Raw genomic sequence first — 15,754 nt, 5'->3', positions numbered from 1 at the left:
CGTGGCGCGTGAATTCAGGGGCAAGATCGAACTCGACGTTCGGGACTCGCAGGGGGACTGGGACGCGTTCCTCCCCGACAAGGCGCCGGAGGGGGCGCCGAACGTGCTCGTCGTGCTCTACGACGACACCGGCATGGCCGCCTGGTCGCCGTACGGCGGCCGCATCGAGATGCCGACCATGGAGCGGCTCGCGAAGAACGGGCTCACCTACTCGCAGTGGCACACGACGGCGCTGTGCTCGCCGACGCGCTCGACGTTCCTCACGGGGCGCAACCACCACCTGAACGGCTTCGCGACGATCTCCGAGTCGTCGACCGGATTCCCGGGCTACAACTCGCACATCCCGCCGTCGAACGTGCCGATGGCGCACCTGCTGCGCGACGCCGGCTGGTCGACGTTCTGGGTCGGCAAGAACCACAACGTGCCGATCGACGAGTGGACGGCCGGATCGTCGAAGAAGAACTGGCCGCTCGCCCAGGGCTACGACCGCTTCTACGGCTTCATCGGCGGCGAGACGAACAACTGGTACCCCTCGCTCGCCGAGGACAACCGATACATCGACCAGCCGTACCAGCCGGAGGACGGCTACCACCTGTCGAAGGACCTCGCCGACCAGGCGCTCAAGATGATCCGCGACGTCAAGCAGACCGAGCCCGACAAGCCCTGGTACCTCTGGTTCTGCCCCGGCGCGAACCACGCCCCGCACCACGCGCCGCAGGAGTACATCGACAAGTACAAGGGCAAGTTCGACGACGGCTACGAGGCGTACCGCGAGTGGGTGCTGCCGCGCATGATCGAGCGCGGCATCCTGCCGGCCGACACCGTGCTCACCGAGCTCAACCCGATGCCCGACGGCACTTTCTCGCAGACCGACGAGGTGCTGCCCTGGGCGTCGCTGAGCGACGAGCAGAAGGCGATGTTCAGCCGCATGGCCGAGGTGTACGCGGGCTTCAGCGAGTACACCGACGCGCAGGTCGGGCGCATCGTCGACTACCTCGAGGAGTCGGGCCAGCTCGACAACACGCTCGTCATCTACTGCGCCGACAACGGCGCCTCGGGCGAGGGCTCGCCGAACGGCTCGGTCAACGAGGGCAAGATCTTCGGCGGGTACCCCGACTCGCTCGAGGAGAACCTGCGCCTCGTCGACAAGCTCGGCTCGCCCGACACCTACAACCACTACCCGACGGGGTGGGCGGCCGCGTTCTCGACGCCGTACAAGATGTTCAAGCGCTACACGTACCAGGGCGGCGTCGCCGACCCCATGGTCATCTCGTGGCCCAAGGGCATCGCGGCGCGCGGCGAGGTGCGCCACCAGTACCACCACTCGACCGACGTCGTGCCGACGATCCTCGAGGCGTGCGGGGTCGGGTTCCCCGACACCTACAACGGGGTCGCGCAGACCCCGCTCTCGGGCGTCTCGATGGTGCCGTCGTTCGAGGCCGCTCCCGATGCGCCGTCGAACAAGCAGACGCAGTACTACGAGATGCTCGGGAGCCGCGGGATCTGGCACGAGGGCTGGAAGGCCGTCGCCGTCCACGGTCCGGTGAGCGGCATGAGCGGCTTCGACCAGGACGTGTGGGAGCTGTACCACACCGAGGTCGATCGCTCGGAGTCGAACGACCTCGCCGCGGAGCATCCCGAGAAGCTCGAGGAGCTCAAGGCGCTCTGGTTCGAGGAGGCGAAGGCCAACAACGTGCTGCCGCTGAACGACCTGCAGATCATCGGCAATCCGAAGGACTTCGAGACCTTCGTGCAGATGGAGTTCCACCAGCCGGCCCCGCCGAGCGGGCAGTTCGTGTACTACCCGGGCACGAGCGAGATCCCCGAGCGCAGCGCGGCCAACGTGCACGGCGTCTCGTACAAGATCGCCGCCGAGGTGGAGTTCACCCCCGACACCGAGGGCGTGATCTTCGCGCACGGCTCCCGCTTCGGCGGGCACGCGCTCGTCGTGAAGGACGGCCAGGTGCACTACGTGTACAACTTCCTCGGCATTCCGCCCGAGGACCGCGTCTCGGCGCCGGCGCCCACCTCGGGCAAGCACATCATCGGCGTCGAGTTCGTGAAGGAGGGCATGGGGGAGTACCGCGAGGGCGTGGGCCCGGTGAAGCTCTACATCGACGACCAGCAGGTCGGCGAGAAGCAGATCCGTACCGTGCTCGGCCACTTCTCGCTCTGCGGCGAGGGGCTCACGATCGGCCGCGACAGCGCCGACCCGGTGTCGTCGCTCTACGGTTACGGCTTCGACTTCACCGGCGGCGAGATCGCGCGCGTGGTGTTCGACATCGCCGATGACGCGTACCTCGACCTCGAGGCGCACCTCGCGGCGGCGTACGCCCGCGACTGATCGAACGCACTGCCAGAATGGCGGCGGGGGTGCGGTTTCCGGCATCCCCGCCGTCGTCCGTCCTGACGCGACCGCCCGAGAGGACCGCCCCATGCCGAACGAACTGCCCTCCTGGGCCGACACCCCGACGCGGGCCGCGATCGTCGACTTCGTCGAACGCGTGACGACCGGCCCCGACGCGGTGCCCGCGGCCGAACGCGTCGCCGTGTTCGACAACGACGGCACGCTGTGGACCGAGAAGCCCATGCCGACGCAGCTGCACTACATCGTCGAGCAGTGGAAGGCGCAGGCCGAGGCCGACCCCTCGCTCGCCGAGCGGCAGCCGTACACGGCCGCCGTCACCGGCGACTACGCCTGGCTCGGCGGTGCGATCGACAAGCACTACACGGGTGACGACAGCGACCTGAAGATCCTCATCGGGGCACTCGTCGGCATCACCGCCGGCATGAGCGTCGACGACTACGCCGCCTCGGTGTCGGAGTTCTACGAGACGGCGAAGCACCTCACGCTCGGCACCCCGTACGCCGACGCCGTCTACGCCCCGATGGTCGAGCTGCTGCGCTACCTCGAGGCGCACGGGTTCACCGTGTACATCGTCTCGGGCGGCGAGCGCGACTTCATGCGGCCCATGACCGAGCAGTACTACGGGATTCCGCCCGAGCGGGTCGTGGGCTCGGCGCTCGGCCTCGCGTACGACGCCGACTCGGGCGATGTGCGCTACACCGCGGGCCTCGACTTCTTCGACGACGGGCCCGAGAAACCCGTGCGCATCTGGAGCCGCATCGGCCGGCGCCCGCTCATCGCGGGCGGCAACTCGAACGGCGACCAGCCGATGCTCGACTTCGCGCGCGCCGGAGGCGGTCTCGCGCTGCTCGTGCACCACGACGACGACGGCGGCGGCGATCCTCCCTACGACAGGGGGGCCGAGCGGGCGCTCGGCGAGGCATCCGACCGTGGGTACACGGTTGTGAGTGTGAAGCACGACTGGTCGCGCATCCACCCCGAGGGTTGACGCGGTGAGCTCGACCGCGACACCGGCCGCGCGCCGGTTGCGACTCTTCCCGACCCTCGCCGGGTATCAGCGCGGATGGCTCGGGGCCGACCTCATCGCGGGGCTGTCGGCCGGTGCCGTGGTGATTCCGCAGGCGATGGCGTACGCGACGATCGCGAACCTGCCCGTGCAGCTGGGCCTGTACACCTGCATGGTGCCGATGCTCGTGTACGCGATGCTCGGCGGCTCGCGGGCGATGAGCGTCTCGACGACGTCGACGATCGCGACGCTCACTGCGACCACGCTCGTCTCGGCCGGTGTCGCCGCGGGCTCCGACGACCCGGTGCCCGATCTCATCGCGCTGACGCTCATGGTCGGGCTGATCCTGCTGATCGCACGCGCGGCGAAGCTCGGGTCGCTCGTCGAGAATATCTCGCAGGCCACCATCGTCGGAATCCAGATCGGCGTCGGGGCGACGGTCGCGGTCGGGCAGCTGCCGAAACTGCTCGGCGAGACCTCGAATCCGACGGGCGAGGGGTTCTTCAGCTCGATCGCCGCCGCGCTCGAGGCGTTGCCGTCGGCGCACGCGGCGACCGTGCTGCTGTCGGTCGCGTCGATCACGGCGATGTTCCTCATGAAGGCGTTCCTGAAGAAGGTGCCCGCGCCGCTCGTCGTCGTCGCCGCGGGCATTCTGCTCGTCGCGTTCACGGGCATCGACGAGCAGGGCGTCGAGCTCATCGCGGCGGTGCCGCAGGGATTCCCGCCGTTCGAGCTGCCGACGTTCGCGAACGTCGTGCCGATGCTGCCGGGCGCGTGCGCGATCGCGATCATGGCGTTCCTCGAGTCGGCGGCGGTCGCCCGCGGCATCCGCAGGCCGGGCGAACCGCAGATCGACAGCAACCAGGAGCTCTTCGCGACCGGCGCCGCGAACACGGTCGGCTCGTTCTTCCAGGTGCTGCCTGCGGCCGGCGGTTTCTCGCAGAGCGCGGTCAACCAGGGCGCAGGCGCGCGCACGCAGCTGTCGACACTCGTCACCATCGTGCTCGCCGTGCTCGTCGCACTCTTCCTCGGGCCGGTGCTGAGCCTCCTGCCGCAGGCGACGCTCGCGTCGCTCGTGTTCGTCGCGGTCGTCGGGCTCATCGACTTCGGCGCGCTCGTGCGGTTCTGGCGCATCAGCCACAACGATTTCTGGATCGCGATCGCGACCGCGGTCGTCGGACTCACCGCCGGCCTGCTGCTCGCGGTCGCCGTCGGCCTGATCGCGACGATGATCGTGATCCTGCGCGAGCTCAACCGCGTGCGGCTCCACGTCGACGACACGCGAGACGACGGGGCGGGCGGGGCGGTGCTGCCGCTGCGGCTGCTCGGGCCGATGTACACGGCCAACGTGCTCGCCTATGAGAACGCCGTGCTCGACGCCGTGCGGACGCATCCGCACACGACGACGGTGGCGCTCGAGCTCAGCCGGCTCGACGTCGTCTCGGTGACCATCCTCGATGCGCTCGCCGACCTCGACCGCGAGCTCGCCGACCAGGGTGTCGAGCTGCGCCTCGCGGCGGTGCCCGAGGCGGGCGCCGAGATGTCACGGCGCGGGCGCTGGTTCCGAGGGCTCGAGGAGGCCGACCGGGTGTATCCGACGCTCGAGGCGGCGGTCGCGGGGCCGGTCGGCTGAACGTCGCGGGGAACCATGGCGGTGCTGCGGCAGGATAAGGCGGTCGGCATCGCCGGTAGGGCGGGTGCCCAGCGCCTCATCCTGCAGAACGCCTGCGAATCGGTCTGCGTGCCGCGTGAACCGGGCGCTCAGCCGACGCTGCGGGCGCAGCGGAAGCCGATGTGCGTCGTGGCCGTGTCGTCGGCCTGCGGCGAGCGGGCCGACGGGCGGTAGCGCAGGCAGTACTCGGGCGAGCAGAGGTGCGAACCGCCCTTGAGCACCCGGCGCGGGATGCGCGAACCGGGCTCGGCGGAGGCGGCGGCGAGGAGGTTGGGGCGAGCACCGGCGGCGACCGCGGCCTCGGCGGTGCCCGGCGGCACGTGCCGCTCGGTGTAGTAGTCGGTCGTCCACTCCCACACGTTGCCGGTCACGTCGAAGAGCTCGTAGCCGTTCGCGGGGAAGCTCATGACGGGGGAGGTGCCCGCGTAGCCGACCGAGGTCTCGTACGGGAAGTGCCCGAGCCAGCGGTTCACCATGACCTGCCCGTCGGGCGTCTCCTCGTCGCCCCAGGCGAAGCGCGCACCGTCGAGCCCGCCGCGTGCGGCGTACTCGAGCTCGGCCTCGGTGGGGAGGCGCCGGCCGGCCCATTCGGCGTAGGCGGAGGCATCCTCGAAGCTCACCTGCACCACGGGGTGGTCGGGGCGCTCGGCGAGTGCGTCGGGGCCGTCGGCGCCGAAGGGATGCCGCCAGCTCGCGCCGGCGCCCCAGCGCCACCACTGGCGCCAGTCGCGCAGGTCGACCGGACCGCGGGTCGGCGTGAACACCAGGCCGCCGGGCACGAGCTCGGCGGGGTCGGCTCCGGGGAAGTCGGCCGGGTCGAGGGGGCGTTCGGCGACGGTCACGTAGCCGGTGGCCTCGACGAATGCGGCGAACTGCTCGGTCGTCACAGGGTGCCGCTCGAGCTCGAACGACCCGACCGTGCGCTCGTGCACCGGGGTCTCGTCGGCGTAGAACTCCTCGGAGCCCATGCGGAACGTGCCGCCCTCGATGCGGATGAGCGGAGTGACGTCGACCATGCCTCGAGCCTACGGGTTCGGGTCGCCCGGGTTCGGCCCCGGGTTCGGCCTCGGGTTCGGCCTCGCGCCGAGCGCGGCGAGCGCCTCGCGGTTGCTGTGGTGGACGGCTTCGCCGTGCAGGAGCCCGAGGTGCTGCATCCGTTCGCGCGTCTCGTGGCGCATGCGGCTGTAGCTCACGTCGATGTCGTGCTCGAGGAGCCACGAGCGCAGCCGCGCGAAGGCCTCGGCTCCGGTGATGTCGACGTCGCTCACCGCCTCCATGTCGAAGACGACATGGCGCACCGGGGGCTCGGCCGCCTCGACGGTTCGCTGCACGGTGTCCTGGAAGACAGTGCCGTTCGCGAAGAAGAGCGGCGCCGCGAGCCGCACCACGACGATGCCGGGGGCGGTCGTGCGCCCGAGCGGCAGCCCCTCGGCCGAGGAGGCGCCGTACTCGTCGAGCGAGAGCACGTCGATGTCGGGGCTCGCCGCCCGCCGGGCGAGGTTCACGAGCGCCAGCACGAACGCGATCCCGATGCCGACGATCGATCCGAACACGACGGTCACGCCGAAGCAGACCCCGGCGATCGCGAACTCGGCGCGGTCGCGACGCCAGAGCTCGGCGAAGTCGCCGATTCCGAGCAGGGGCAGCACCGCGACCGCGAGCACCGCGCCGATCGCCGGGCCCGGCACATGCTCGAGCAGACCCGTGCCGAACACGAGCAGCAGCGTCGCGCCGACAGCGGCGATCACCGCGGGGAACTGGGTGCGCGAGCCCGCCTGGTCGAGCGCGGCCGTGCGCGCGGTGGAGGAGCCCATCGCGAAGCTGCCGGTTGCGCCGGATGCCACGTTCGCGAGACCGAACGCGAACAGGTCCCGGTTCGCATCCACCCGGTAGCCGCGCTTGTCGGCGTACGCCCGCGAGACGAGCAGGCCCTCGCCCGCTCCGACGAGGAAGAGCGCGATCGCCGACGGCAGCACGGCGGCCCAGTCGGTCCAGGCCACGACCGGCCAGTGCAGCTCGGGCAGGCCGCCCTCGACCGGCCCGAGCGTCGCGACGCCCCGCGCCTCGAGGCCGCCGAGCGTCGTGGCGAGCGTCGCGAGCACGAGCACGACGAGCGCCCACGGCACCGCGGGTGCGAGGCGACGGCCGAGCAGCAGCACCACGAGGCATCCGGCCGCGATCATCGCCGACCAGACGTTCGCGGCGCCGAGGCCCGTGACCAGGGCGAGGAGCTTCTCGAAGAACTCGCCGCCCGGCGGCACCGAGATGCCGAGCATCTTCGCCACCTGGCCGACGAGGATGTCGAGGGCGAGGCCCGCGAGGAGCCCCACGAGGATCGGCTTCGAGAGGAAGTCGGCGAGGAATCCCAGCCGGAACACCGCGGCGACGAGGAACAGCGCGCCGCACAGCACGGTCTGCGCGAGCACCAGCGAGAGGTAGTCGGCCGTGCCGGCGATCGCGAGGCCGCCGATCGAGGTCGCCACGAGGGCTGCCGCCGCGGCGTCGGGCGAGGCGACGAGCTGCCGCGACGAGACCGTGAGCGCCCACACGATGAGCGGCAGCACGAGTGCGTAGAGCCCCACCGTCGGCGGCAGCCCGACGATCTGCGCGTAGCCGATGTTCAACGGCACGGCGATCGCGAGCAGCGTCACGCCGGCGCCCGCCTCACGCAGCAGGTTGCGCTTCGTCAGGCCCGCGAACGGGCGCGGGAACCACCCGCGGAGCGTCGCGGTGAGTCGTCGAGGCATCTGCGGCATCCCCCTTCGCGCAGCTTCACGCTATCGGGGATGCCGCCCGCCCGTCGTCTAGGGAAGCAGGCGCGTCGGGCCGCGGAACAGGTACGTCGTCTCGCGGATCGAGTGCTCGTCCAGCATGAGCATCAGCACGCGCGCGAGGCCCATGCCGAAACCGCCGTGCGGCGGCACGCCGTAGCGGAAGAAGTCGAGGTAGAACTCGAGCTCCTCCGGGTCCATGCCCTTGTCGCGGGCCTGCTCGACGAGCACGTCGATGCGGTGCTCGCGCTGCGCGCCCGTCGAGATCTCGACGCCGTTGTAGATGAGGTCGTACGAGTTCGTCAGGCTCGAGTCGTCTGCGTGGCGCATGTGGTAGAACGGCCGGATGCTCGCCGCGTAGTCGGTGAGGAAGACGAAGTCGTGACCGTAGGTCTCCTTGACGTACGCCGAGATCTGGCGCTCGCCCTCGGGGTCCATGTCGTCGTCGGCGCGGGGGATGACGTAGCCGCGGTCGGCGACGATCTGCTTCGCCTCGGCGAGCGGGATGCGCGGGAACGGGCGGCTCGGCACCTGGATCTCGAGGCCGAAGAGCTCCTGGATCTCGGCGCCGTGCTTGTCGACGACGGCCTGGAAGCCGGCGACCATGAGCTCCTCGTGGAGGGCCATGACGTCGTCATGCGACTCGATCCAGCTGATCTCGGTGTCGATCGAGGTGAACTCGGTCGCGTGGCGGCTCGTGAACGAGGGGTCGGCGCGGAACGCGGGGCCGACCTCGAACACGCCGCCGAAGCCGGCGGCCTGGGCCATCTGCTTGAAGAACTGGGGGCTCTGCGCGAGGTACGCCTTGCCCTCGAAGTAGTCGACCTCGAACAGCTCGGCGCGCGACTCGGAGGCCGAGGCCATGAGCTTCGGGGTCTGGATCTCGATGAGGCCCTTCTCGACCCAGACGCCGCGCAGCGCGTGCAGGAACGTCGTCTGGATGCGGAAGATGAGGTTCTGCTTCGGGTGGCGCAGGTCGAGGAAGCGCCAGTCCATGCGCTTGTCGAGGCTCGAGTCGGCCGCGATCGGCGTCTCGGGGTTCGCGGCGGCGACGACGTCGAGCGTCGCGAGCTTGACCTCGATGCCGCCGAGCTTGACGCGCTCGTCGTGCTTGAGCTCGCCGGTCACGGTGATGAACGAGCCGTGCGCGAGGGCCGAGATCGCCTCGGTCGTCGCCAGGCGCGCGGATGCCTCGGCGTCGCCCTGCTGGGTCTCGTCGAGCTCGCGCGTGGCGGGGTTCACGAGCTGCACGGCGCCGGACTCATCGCGCAGGATGACGAACTGCACCTTCTTCTGATCGCGAACCGTCTCGACCCATCCGGACACGGTGACGGGGCCGTCGGGGAGCGCGGCGAGGTTCTTGACGAGGGTGCGGTTGTTCACGATCGTCCATCCTACCTGCGGGGGTTACGGGGCCGATCGTCGATCGAGGAGCGCCGACGGAGTCGTCGCGTATCGAAACCACCCGGCGGTGAACCTCAACAGGTCTCTTCGGCGGCGTTGCTCCCGCACGTGACACGTCGCCCGACCTCGCTCTAGGGTGGCGGCAGAGTCGACGCCGACGAGGGGAGTACGACATGGATGCCGGAGGCCGCCGAGTCCCGTTCGATGCCCAGCAGGTGGATGCACCGCTCTCGCGCTCAGCCGTGTTCCTCGTCGTCACGATCGGCCCCACGCCCGAGCAGCTGCGCACAGCGCTCGAGGTCGTCGCCGGCATCGACGACCTCGTGAAGTCGGTCGGGTTCCGCGACCTCGGGGCGAACCTCTCGTGCATCGTCGGAATCGGTGCCTCCGCCTGGGACCGGCTCGGCCGCAGCGACCGGCCTGCGGAGCTGCATCCCTTCGTCGCCGTCGACGGCCCGAAGCACACGGCGCCGTCGACGCCGGGCGACCTGCTGTTCCACATCCGCGCCGAGCGCCCCGATTTCTGCTTCGAGTTCGAACGGCTGCTGTTCGAACAGCTCGGGGATTCGGTCGAGGTCGTCGACGAGGTCAACGGATTCCGCTACTTCGACGCCCGAGACCTGCTCGGCTTCGTCGACGGCACCGCGAACCCGACCGGGCGCGGCATGGCCGACGCGACGCTCATCGGCGACGAGGACGAGGTGTTCGCCGGTGGCAGCTACGTCGTCGTGCAGAAGTACCTGCACGACCTCGGCGCCTGGAACACGTTGACGACCGAGCAGCAGGAGGCCGTGATCGGCCGCCGCAAAGCCGACGACGTCGAGCTCGACGACACCGAGCCACAGCGCGCGCACAAGACGCTCGCGACGATCACCGACGACGACGGCAACGAGTTCGACATCCTGCGCGACAACATGCCCTTCGGCAGCCCCGCGGCCGGCGAGTACGGCACCTATTTCATCGGGTACACCCGCCGCCTGTGGGTGGTCGAGCGGATGCTGCAGCGCATGTTCCTCGGAGACCCACCCGGGTTCCACGACCGGATCCTCGACGTCTCGACGGCCGCCACCGGCACGACGTTCTTCGTGCCGTCGCTGCAGCTGCTGGAAGGGATCGTGGATGGAGCGACCGCCTCGTAGGGGCGGCCTCGCTTCGGGGTACTCCCGACGCCGCCGTGTGGTCAAGTGGTCATGTGGTCGCCGGAGGTGTGGTCATGTGGTCATGTGGCCGCGTTCTCCGGACGGACCTCCCCTCGCGGGTGACGCCGATTCAGGCGATCGGTTCGAGGCACTCGCGGCGTGCGTTCCTCAACCCGCTCGATGAGCCCGGATACTCGGCGGATTCAAAGGATCCGGCTCTCTAGACTGGAACCCGTGCCGGCCGAGCAGATCCATCTCGTGCGCCATGGCGAGGTGTTCAACCCCCAGGGCGTGCTCTACGGTCGACTTCCCGGTTACGGGCTCAGCGATCTCGGCCGACTGATGGCAAAGGCCGCGGCCGACGACCTCGTCGCGCGCGGGCGGCCCGTCTCCACCCTCATCACCTCGCCGCTGCAGCGCACGCAGCAGTCGGGCGAGCCCATCGCGGCGGCGTTCGAGCTCGAGCCGACGCTCGACGAGCGGGTGATCGAGCCCGAGAACCGTTTCGAGGGCAAGCGCATGCGCGGTCCGGGCGGGGCGCTCCGTGACATCCGCAACTGGAGTCTGCTCGTGAACCCGTGGGAGCCGAGCTGGGGCGAGCCGTTCGGCTCGATCGCGGCGCGCATGATGGCGGCCATCGAAGACGCGTGGAACGCGGCCGACGGCGGCGACGTCGTCATCGTCAGCCACCAGCTGCCGATCTGGATGGTGCACCGCCACCTCGTGGGCGAACGCCTCTCGCACGACCCCCGGCGCCGGCGCTGCGCGCTGTCGAGCATCACGACCCTCGAGATGCAGGGAGCCGCGGGCAGTGCCGCCGGGCGCCGCTTCGTCGAGGTCGGCTACACCGATCCCGCGGCGGGCCTCGCCGCACAGGCGACCGACGTTGGAGCGGTGTGAAGAAGAATGCACTCGTCGCGGCGCTCGCCGTGGCATCCATGCTCACCCTCGCGGGGTGCGCGAGCGACCCGTTGGCCGACCAGTTCCGCGAGGGCAGCGGCAAGAACTACATCGCCGGCGACGGCACCATCTCGGTCTACCCCGCGGGTGAGCGGGGGGAGCCGATCGAGTTCGCGGGCGAGACGGTCGAGGGCGACCAGTACGACAGCGCGGATGCCTCGGGGCAGGTGCAGGTCGTCAACTTCTGGTACGCGGGCTGCGCCCCGTGCCGCGTCGAGGCGCCCATCCTCGAAGACGTCTACTCCGAGGTCGACCCCGCCGAGGTGAGCTTCGTCGGCGTCAACGTGCGCGACCAGGCCGGCACCGCGGCATCCTTCGAGGACGACTACGGCGTGACCTACCCCTCGATCCTCGACGTGAACGAGGGCGAGGTGCAGCTCGCCTTCGCCGGGCGCGTGCCGCCGGCGGCCGTGCCGACGACGATCGTGCTCGACCAGGAGGGCCGCGTCGCCGCACGCGTGCTCGGCCAGCTCGAAGAGGCCTCGATCCTCTCGTCGATCATCGACGACCTCCTCGCCGAGGAGAGCTGAGGTGTCTCCGGGCGAGATCGTCTTCGGCGGCCAACTCATCGTGGCGGTCCCGATCGCGCTCGCGGCCGGCATCATCTCGTTCCTCTCCCCGTGCGTGCTGCCGCTGGTGCCGGGCTACCTCGGGTACATCGGGGGCTTCACGGATGCCTCGGCGGACGCCGCGACCGAACGTCGCAACCGTCGTCGACTGCTGCTGGGCGTGCTCCTCTTCATCGCCGGGTTCACGGTCGTGTTCCTCATCTACGCGGCGCTCGCAGGTGCGGCCGGGGCATGGCTGCGGGCCTGGCAGGATCCGATCACGCGCGTGCTCGGCCTCGTGCTCATCGGCATGGGCCTCGTCTTCATCGGCCAGTTCACCTTCATGCAGCGCCAGTTCAAGCCGAGCTGGCGCCCTGCGACGGGGCTCGCGGGCGCGCCGCTGCTCGGCATCGTGTTCGGCCTCGGCTGGACCCCGTGCATCGGGCCGGCGCTCGCCGCCGTGCTCAGCCTGAGCCTCAACAGCGAGTCGGTCGGGCGCGGTGCGCTGCTCGGGCTCGCGTACTGCATCGGCCTCGGCATCCCCTTCCTCCTCGTCGCGCTCGGCTTCGGCTGGGTGACGGGGTCGCTGGCGTTCCTGCGCCGGCACATCCGCACGATCAACCTCATCGGCGGCGGCATGCTCATCGTGATCGGACTGATCATGGTGTCGGGCCTCTGGACCGCATGGATGAGCGAACTGCAAGGAGTGATGAGTGGCATCGATCTCGTCCTCTAACACCCACGGCGTCGACCCGCTGCGGCCGGCCGATCACATCGATTCACTGGAGCCCGAGGCATCCTCGCCCGGCGGCACGGGCGGTGACGGCATCAACCAGCCCAAGCTCGGCTTCGTCGGCTGGCTGCGCTTCGCGTGGCGGCAGCTGACGAGCATGCGCACCGCGCTGCTGCTGCTGCTGCTGCTCGCGATCGCCGCCGTGCCCGGCTCGCTCGTGCCGCAGCGCTCGAGCGACCCCAACGGCGTCACCCAGTACTTCGACGAGAACCCGACGCTGGCGCCGATCCTCGACGGCTTCCAGATGTTCGACGTGTACACCTCGGCCTGGTTCTCGGCCGTCTACCTGCTGCTGTTCGTGTCGCTCATCGGCTGCATCATCCCGCGAACGAAGCACCATTTCGAAGCGCTTCGGGCGAGGCCGCCCCGCACCCCGGCGCGGCTCGGTCGGCTCGCGGGCTACACCGAGCGCATGGCGCCCGAGGGCATCGACGCCGAGACGGCGATCGCGACCGCGACGACGCAGCTGCGCCAGGCCGGCTACCGCGTCGAGCGCTACGAGCAGCGCGGAGTGCTCTCGGTCTCCGCCGAGCGCGGCTACCTGCGCGAGACCGGCAACCTCGTGTTCCACACGGCGCTGCTCGGCGTGCTCGTCGCGGTCGGCTTCGGCGGCGGCTTCGGATTCTCGGGCCAGCGGGTCATCGTCGAGGGGCAGACCTTCGTCAACACCCTCGCCGCCTACGACTCGTTCAATCCGGGGCGCTTCTTCGACGACTCCCGGCTGCAGCCGTACCGGCTCTCGCTCGAGGAGCTCGACGCCGTCTACGAGACCGAGAACCGCAACGCCTTCGGCCAGCCCATCGACTTCACGGCGCACGTGACGGTCGAGGGCCAGGGCGAGCAGAGCGCCGACCGCACGGTCAAGGTCAACGAGCCGCTCTACACGCACGGCACCGACGTGTACCTGCTCGGCAACGGCTACGCTCCGACGATCACGGTGCGCAACGCCGACGGCGAGGTCGTGTTCACCGACTCGGTGCCGTTCCTCCCGCAGGACGCCAACCTCACCTCGATCGGCGTCGTGAAGGTGCCCGACGGCATGCCCGAGCAGCTCGGCATGGTCGGCTTCTTCTACCCGACGCAGGAGGCGCTCGACACGGGCGCCTACGCCTCGACCTACCCCGACCTCGTCTACCCCGTGCTGACGCTCAACGTGTACCAGGGCGACCTCGGCATCAACGAGGGCAAGCCCACCTCGGTGTACACGCTCGACCCCTCGACCATGGAGCAGCTCACGGGCGGCGACACCGGGGTCGACTCGATCGAGCTCATGCCCGGCGAGACGACCGAGCTGCCGAACGGGCTCGGCACCGTGACGTTCGAGAACGCGGACCCCGACGCCGCCGAGGGCGACTACTCGAACAGCGTGCCGCGCTTCGCGAGCTTCGACATCCACCACGACCCGACGCAGATCTGGGTGCTCGTCTTCGCAGCGCTCATCCTCGGTGGACTGCTCGTGTCGCTCTTCGTGCCGCGTCGCCGCATGTGGGTGAAGGCGATCGAGCGGCCCGACGGCCGCATCTCGCTCGAGTACGCCGCACTCGCCCGCGGCGAGGACCCGACCCTCGAAGACGCCGTGACGGCGTTCGCCGACAAGCACGCCGGCCCCGCCGACGATGCGAAGTAACCCCCAGACCAACCCCGCATTCGACGTAAGGTAGAACGGTGCAGCTCGACGAGATCTCCATCCTCTGCGTGTACTCGGCCATGGTCGTGTACGCGATCGCGTTCATCGCGTTCTCGATCGACCTCGCCAGGCGCTCGGCAGCGGCCACGGCGGCGGATGCCACGCCCGAACCGACGGCGGAGGCGCCCGAGCGGGTCGGGGCGCTCCAGGCGGCAGCGGCCGCGAAGGCGAGCGCGGCGGCGGAGGCCGCTGCGGCGGCCGCGGGCGGCGAAGCCGCACGGCCCGAGTCGGCGCGGCCGGCGAAGGCCAGGCTCGGCGCCGCGGGCGGCCCGGGCGCCGGGGCATCCGTCGCCTACGGACGTTCGCCTGCGCTTCGCGTGGGCGTCGCGATGACGGTGCTCGCCTGGCTGCTGCACCTCTCGGGCACCGTGCTGCGCGGCCTCGCCGCGGGCCGGGTGCCGTGGGCCAACATGTACGAGTTCGCGCTCACCGGCACGCTCATCATCACGACGGTGTTCCTCATCGTGCTCGTCGTGGCCAAGCAGGACCTGCGCTTCCTCGGCACCTTCGTCACGGGTCTCGTGCTCGTGCTCCTCGGCATCGCGACCATCAACTTCTACGTGAGCCCGATCCCGCTGCCGCCGGCGCTGCAGTCGGTGTGGCTCGTGATCCACGTGTTCGTCGCCAGCGCCTCCGTCGGCTTCTTCGCGCTCGGCTTCGCGCTGTCGGTCGTGCAGCTCATGCAGGCCCGCCGCGAGGCCGTGATCGCGTCGGCGAAGGCCGCGAAGGCGAGCTTCCTCGCGACCCTGCCCGATGCGGTCTCGCTCGAGAACCTCGCCTACCGGGTCAACATCATCGGCTTCATCATGTGGACCTTCACCCTCATGGCCGGCGCGGTCTGGGCCGAGAAGGCCTGGGGCCGCTACTGGGGCTGGGACACCAAGGAGGTGTGGACCTTCATCATCTGGGTGGTCTACGCCGGGTACATCCACGCGCGCGCGACGCGCGGCTGGCGCGGCTCGCGTTCGGCCTGGCTCGCGATCATCGGCTTCTCGACGGTGCTCTTCAACTTCACCGTGGTGAACCTCTTCTTCAAGGGTCTGCACGCGTACTCGGGTCTCTGAGACGCCGCATCGGGCAGCGTCACCGCCTTCGCGCCCTGTGTGACGGAGGGTGATTCGCGCGAGCCTCTCGTGCGACCCGATTCCGGGGGCGACCGTCTGAATCGGACTACGTCACTGATACGCGCGCGGTATCGCTGAGAGCGCAGGATCAGTGATGTCGTCGCGCGCGGCGGGCGCAGGTGCTGATACCAAGCGCATATCAGTGACGTAGTGACGCCCGTGCAGACGTCTGACCGCGAGGAGCAGGCCCGTCGCCACCAGCTGCGGCACGAGGCGCGGCGGCGGCGCGAGGAGCAGTTCCGTACTGGAGTGTTCGCGCGGTTGCGCTGAAACGGGCGCCCG

The 15,754-nt window shown here is 70.0% G+C and carries 12 protein-coding genes; 9 read left to right on the top strand and 3 right to left on the bottom strand.

Translation table 11 applies throughout. From position 1 onward, the window contains the following. Nucleotide 1: 1 nt before the first annotated feature. The 3 genes from GQQ93_RS16455 (at nt 2) to GQQ93_RS16445 (ending at nt 5,007) form a co-directional block, all read left to right on the top strand. Nucleotides 2-2,344 (top strand): arylsulfatase, encoded by a 2,343-nt coding sequence (locus GQQ93_RS16455; RefSeq protein WP_157425330.1) that lies wholly within the window; start codon nt 2-4, stop codon nt 2,342-2,344. A 91-nt stretch (nt 2,345-2,435) separates the two neighbouring features. Further along, the gene (locus GQQ93_RS16450) at nt 2,436-3,356 is read left to right on the top strand and encodes an HAD family hydrolase (protein WP_157425329.1); all 921 of its coding nucleotides are present in this window, start codon (nt 2,436-2,438) and stop codon (nt 3,354-3,356) included. Between the two features lie 4 nt (nt 3,357-3,360). Further along, a complete protein-coding gene (locus tag GQQ93_RS16445; RefSeq protein WP_157425328.1) occupies nt 3,361-5,007 on the top strand; it encodes a SulP family inorganic anion transporter in 1,647 nt (548 codons plus the stop codon). Nucleotides 5,008-5,135: 128 nt separating this feature from the next. Here the strand turns inward: GQQ93_RS16445 and GQQ93_RS16440 are convergent, their stop codons facing one another. The 3 genes from GQQ93_RS16440 to aspS are packed head-to-tail and all read right to left on the bottom strand — an operon-like array spanning nt 5,136 to nt 9,200. Beyond that, on the bottom strand, nt 5,136-6,062 hold the full coding sequence (locus GQQ93_RS16440; protein WP_157425327.1) for a formylglycine-generating enzyme family protein: 927 nt from the start codon (nt 6,060-6,062) through the stop codon (nt 5,136-5,138). A 9-nt stretch (nt 6,063-6,071) separates the two neighbouring features. Further along, the gene (locus GQQ93_RS16435) at nt 6,072-7,793 is read right to left on the bottom strand and encodes a SulP family inorganic anion transporter (protein ID WP_157425326.1); all 1,722 of its coding nucleotides are present in this window, start codon (nt 7,791-7,793) and stop codon (nt 6,072-6,074) included. A gap of 57 nt (nt 7,794-7,850) precedes the next feature. Further along, complete coding sequence (gene aspS / locus GQQ93_RS16430) at nt 7,851-9,200, bottom strand: aspartate--tRNA(Asn) ligase (RefSeq protein ID WP_157425325.1); 1,350 nt, start codon at nt 9,198-9,200, stop codon at nt 7,851-7,853. Nucleotides 9,201-9,394: 194 nt separating this feature from the next. Between aspS and GQQ93_RS16425 the strand changes: the two genes are divergently transcribed. From GQQ93_RS16425 to ccsB, 6 genes are all read left to right on the top strand, one after another. Continuing rightward, nucleotides 9,395-10,360, top strand: coding sequence for a Dyp-type peroxidase (locus tag GQQ93_RS16425; protein ID WP_157425324.1), 966 nt, complete (start codon nt 9,395-9,397; stop codon nt 10,358-10,360). Nucleotides 10,361-10,594: 234 nt separating this feature from the next. Next, nucleotides 10,595-11,260, top strand: coding sequence for a histidine phosphatase family protein (locus tag GQQ93_RS16420; RefSeq protein ID WP_157425323.1), 666 nt, complete (start codon nt 10,595-10,597; stop codon nt 11,258-11,260). Next, complete coding sequence (locus GQQ93_RS16415) at nt 11,257-11,850, top strand: TlpA family protein disulfide reductase (RefSeq protein ID WP_246192381.1); 594 nt, start codon at nt 11,257-11,259, stop codon at nt 11,848-11,850. The genes GQQ93_RS16420 and GQQ93_RS16415 overlap by 4 nt, the downstream gene beginning before the upstream one ends. A gap of 1 nt (nt 11,851) precedes the next feature. Further along, nucleotides 11,852-12,604, top strand: a complete 753-nt coding sequence (locus GQQ93_RS16410; RefSeq protein WP_157425322.1) for a cytochrome c biogenesis CcdA family protein — start codon at nt 11,852-11,854, stop codon at nt 12,602-12,604. Then, nucleotides 12,582-14,288, top strand: a complete 1,707-nt coding sequence (resB, locus tag GQQ93_RS16405) for a cytochrome c biogenesis protein ResB (RefSeq protein WP_376863819.1) — start codon at nt 12,582-12,584, stop codon at nt 14,286-14,288. Before GQQ93_RS16410 ends, resB begins: the two co-directional genes overlap by 23 nt. An 80-nt stretch (nt 14,289-14,368) precedes the next feature. Further along, on the top strand, nt 14,369-15,412 hold the full coding sequence (ccsB, locus tag GQQ93_RS16400; protein ID WP_157425536.1) for a c-type cytochrome biogenesis protein CcsB: 1,044 nt from the start codon (nt 14,369-14,371) through the stop codon (nt 15,410-15,412). Nucleotides 15,413-15,754: the final 342 nt, after the last annotated feature.

The sequence above is a fragment of the Agromyces lapidis genome (assembly GCF_009749405.1).
Lineage (GTDB): Bacteria > Actinomycetota > Actinomycetes > Actinomycetales > Microbacteriaceae > Agromyces > Agromyces lapidis.
Note: the sequence above shows the minus strand (reverse complement) of the source record. Positions and strands in the feature narration are given on the sequence as shown.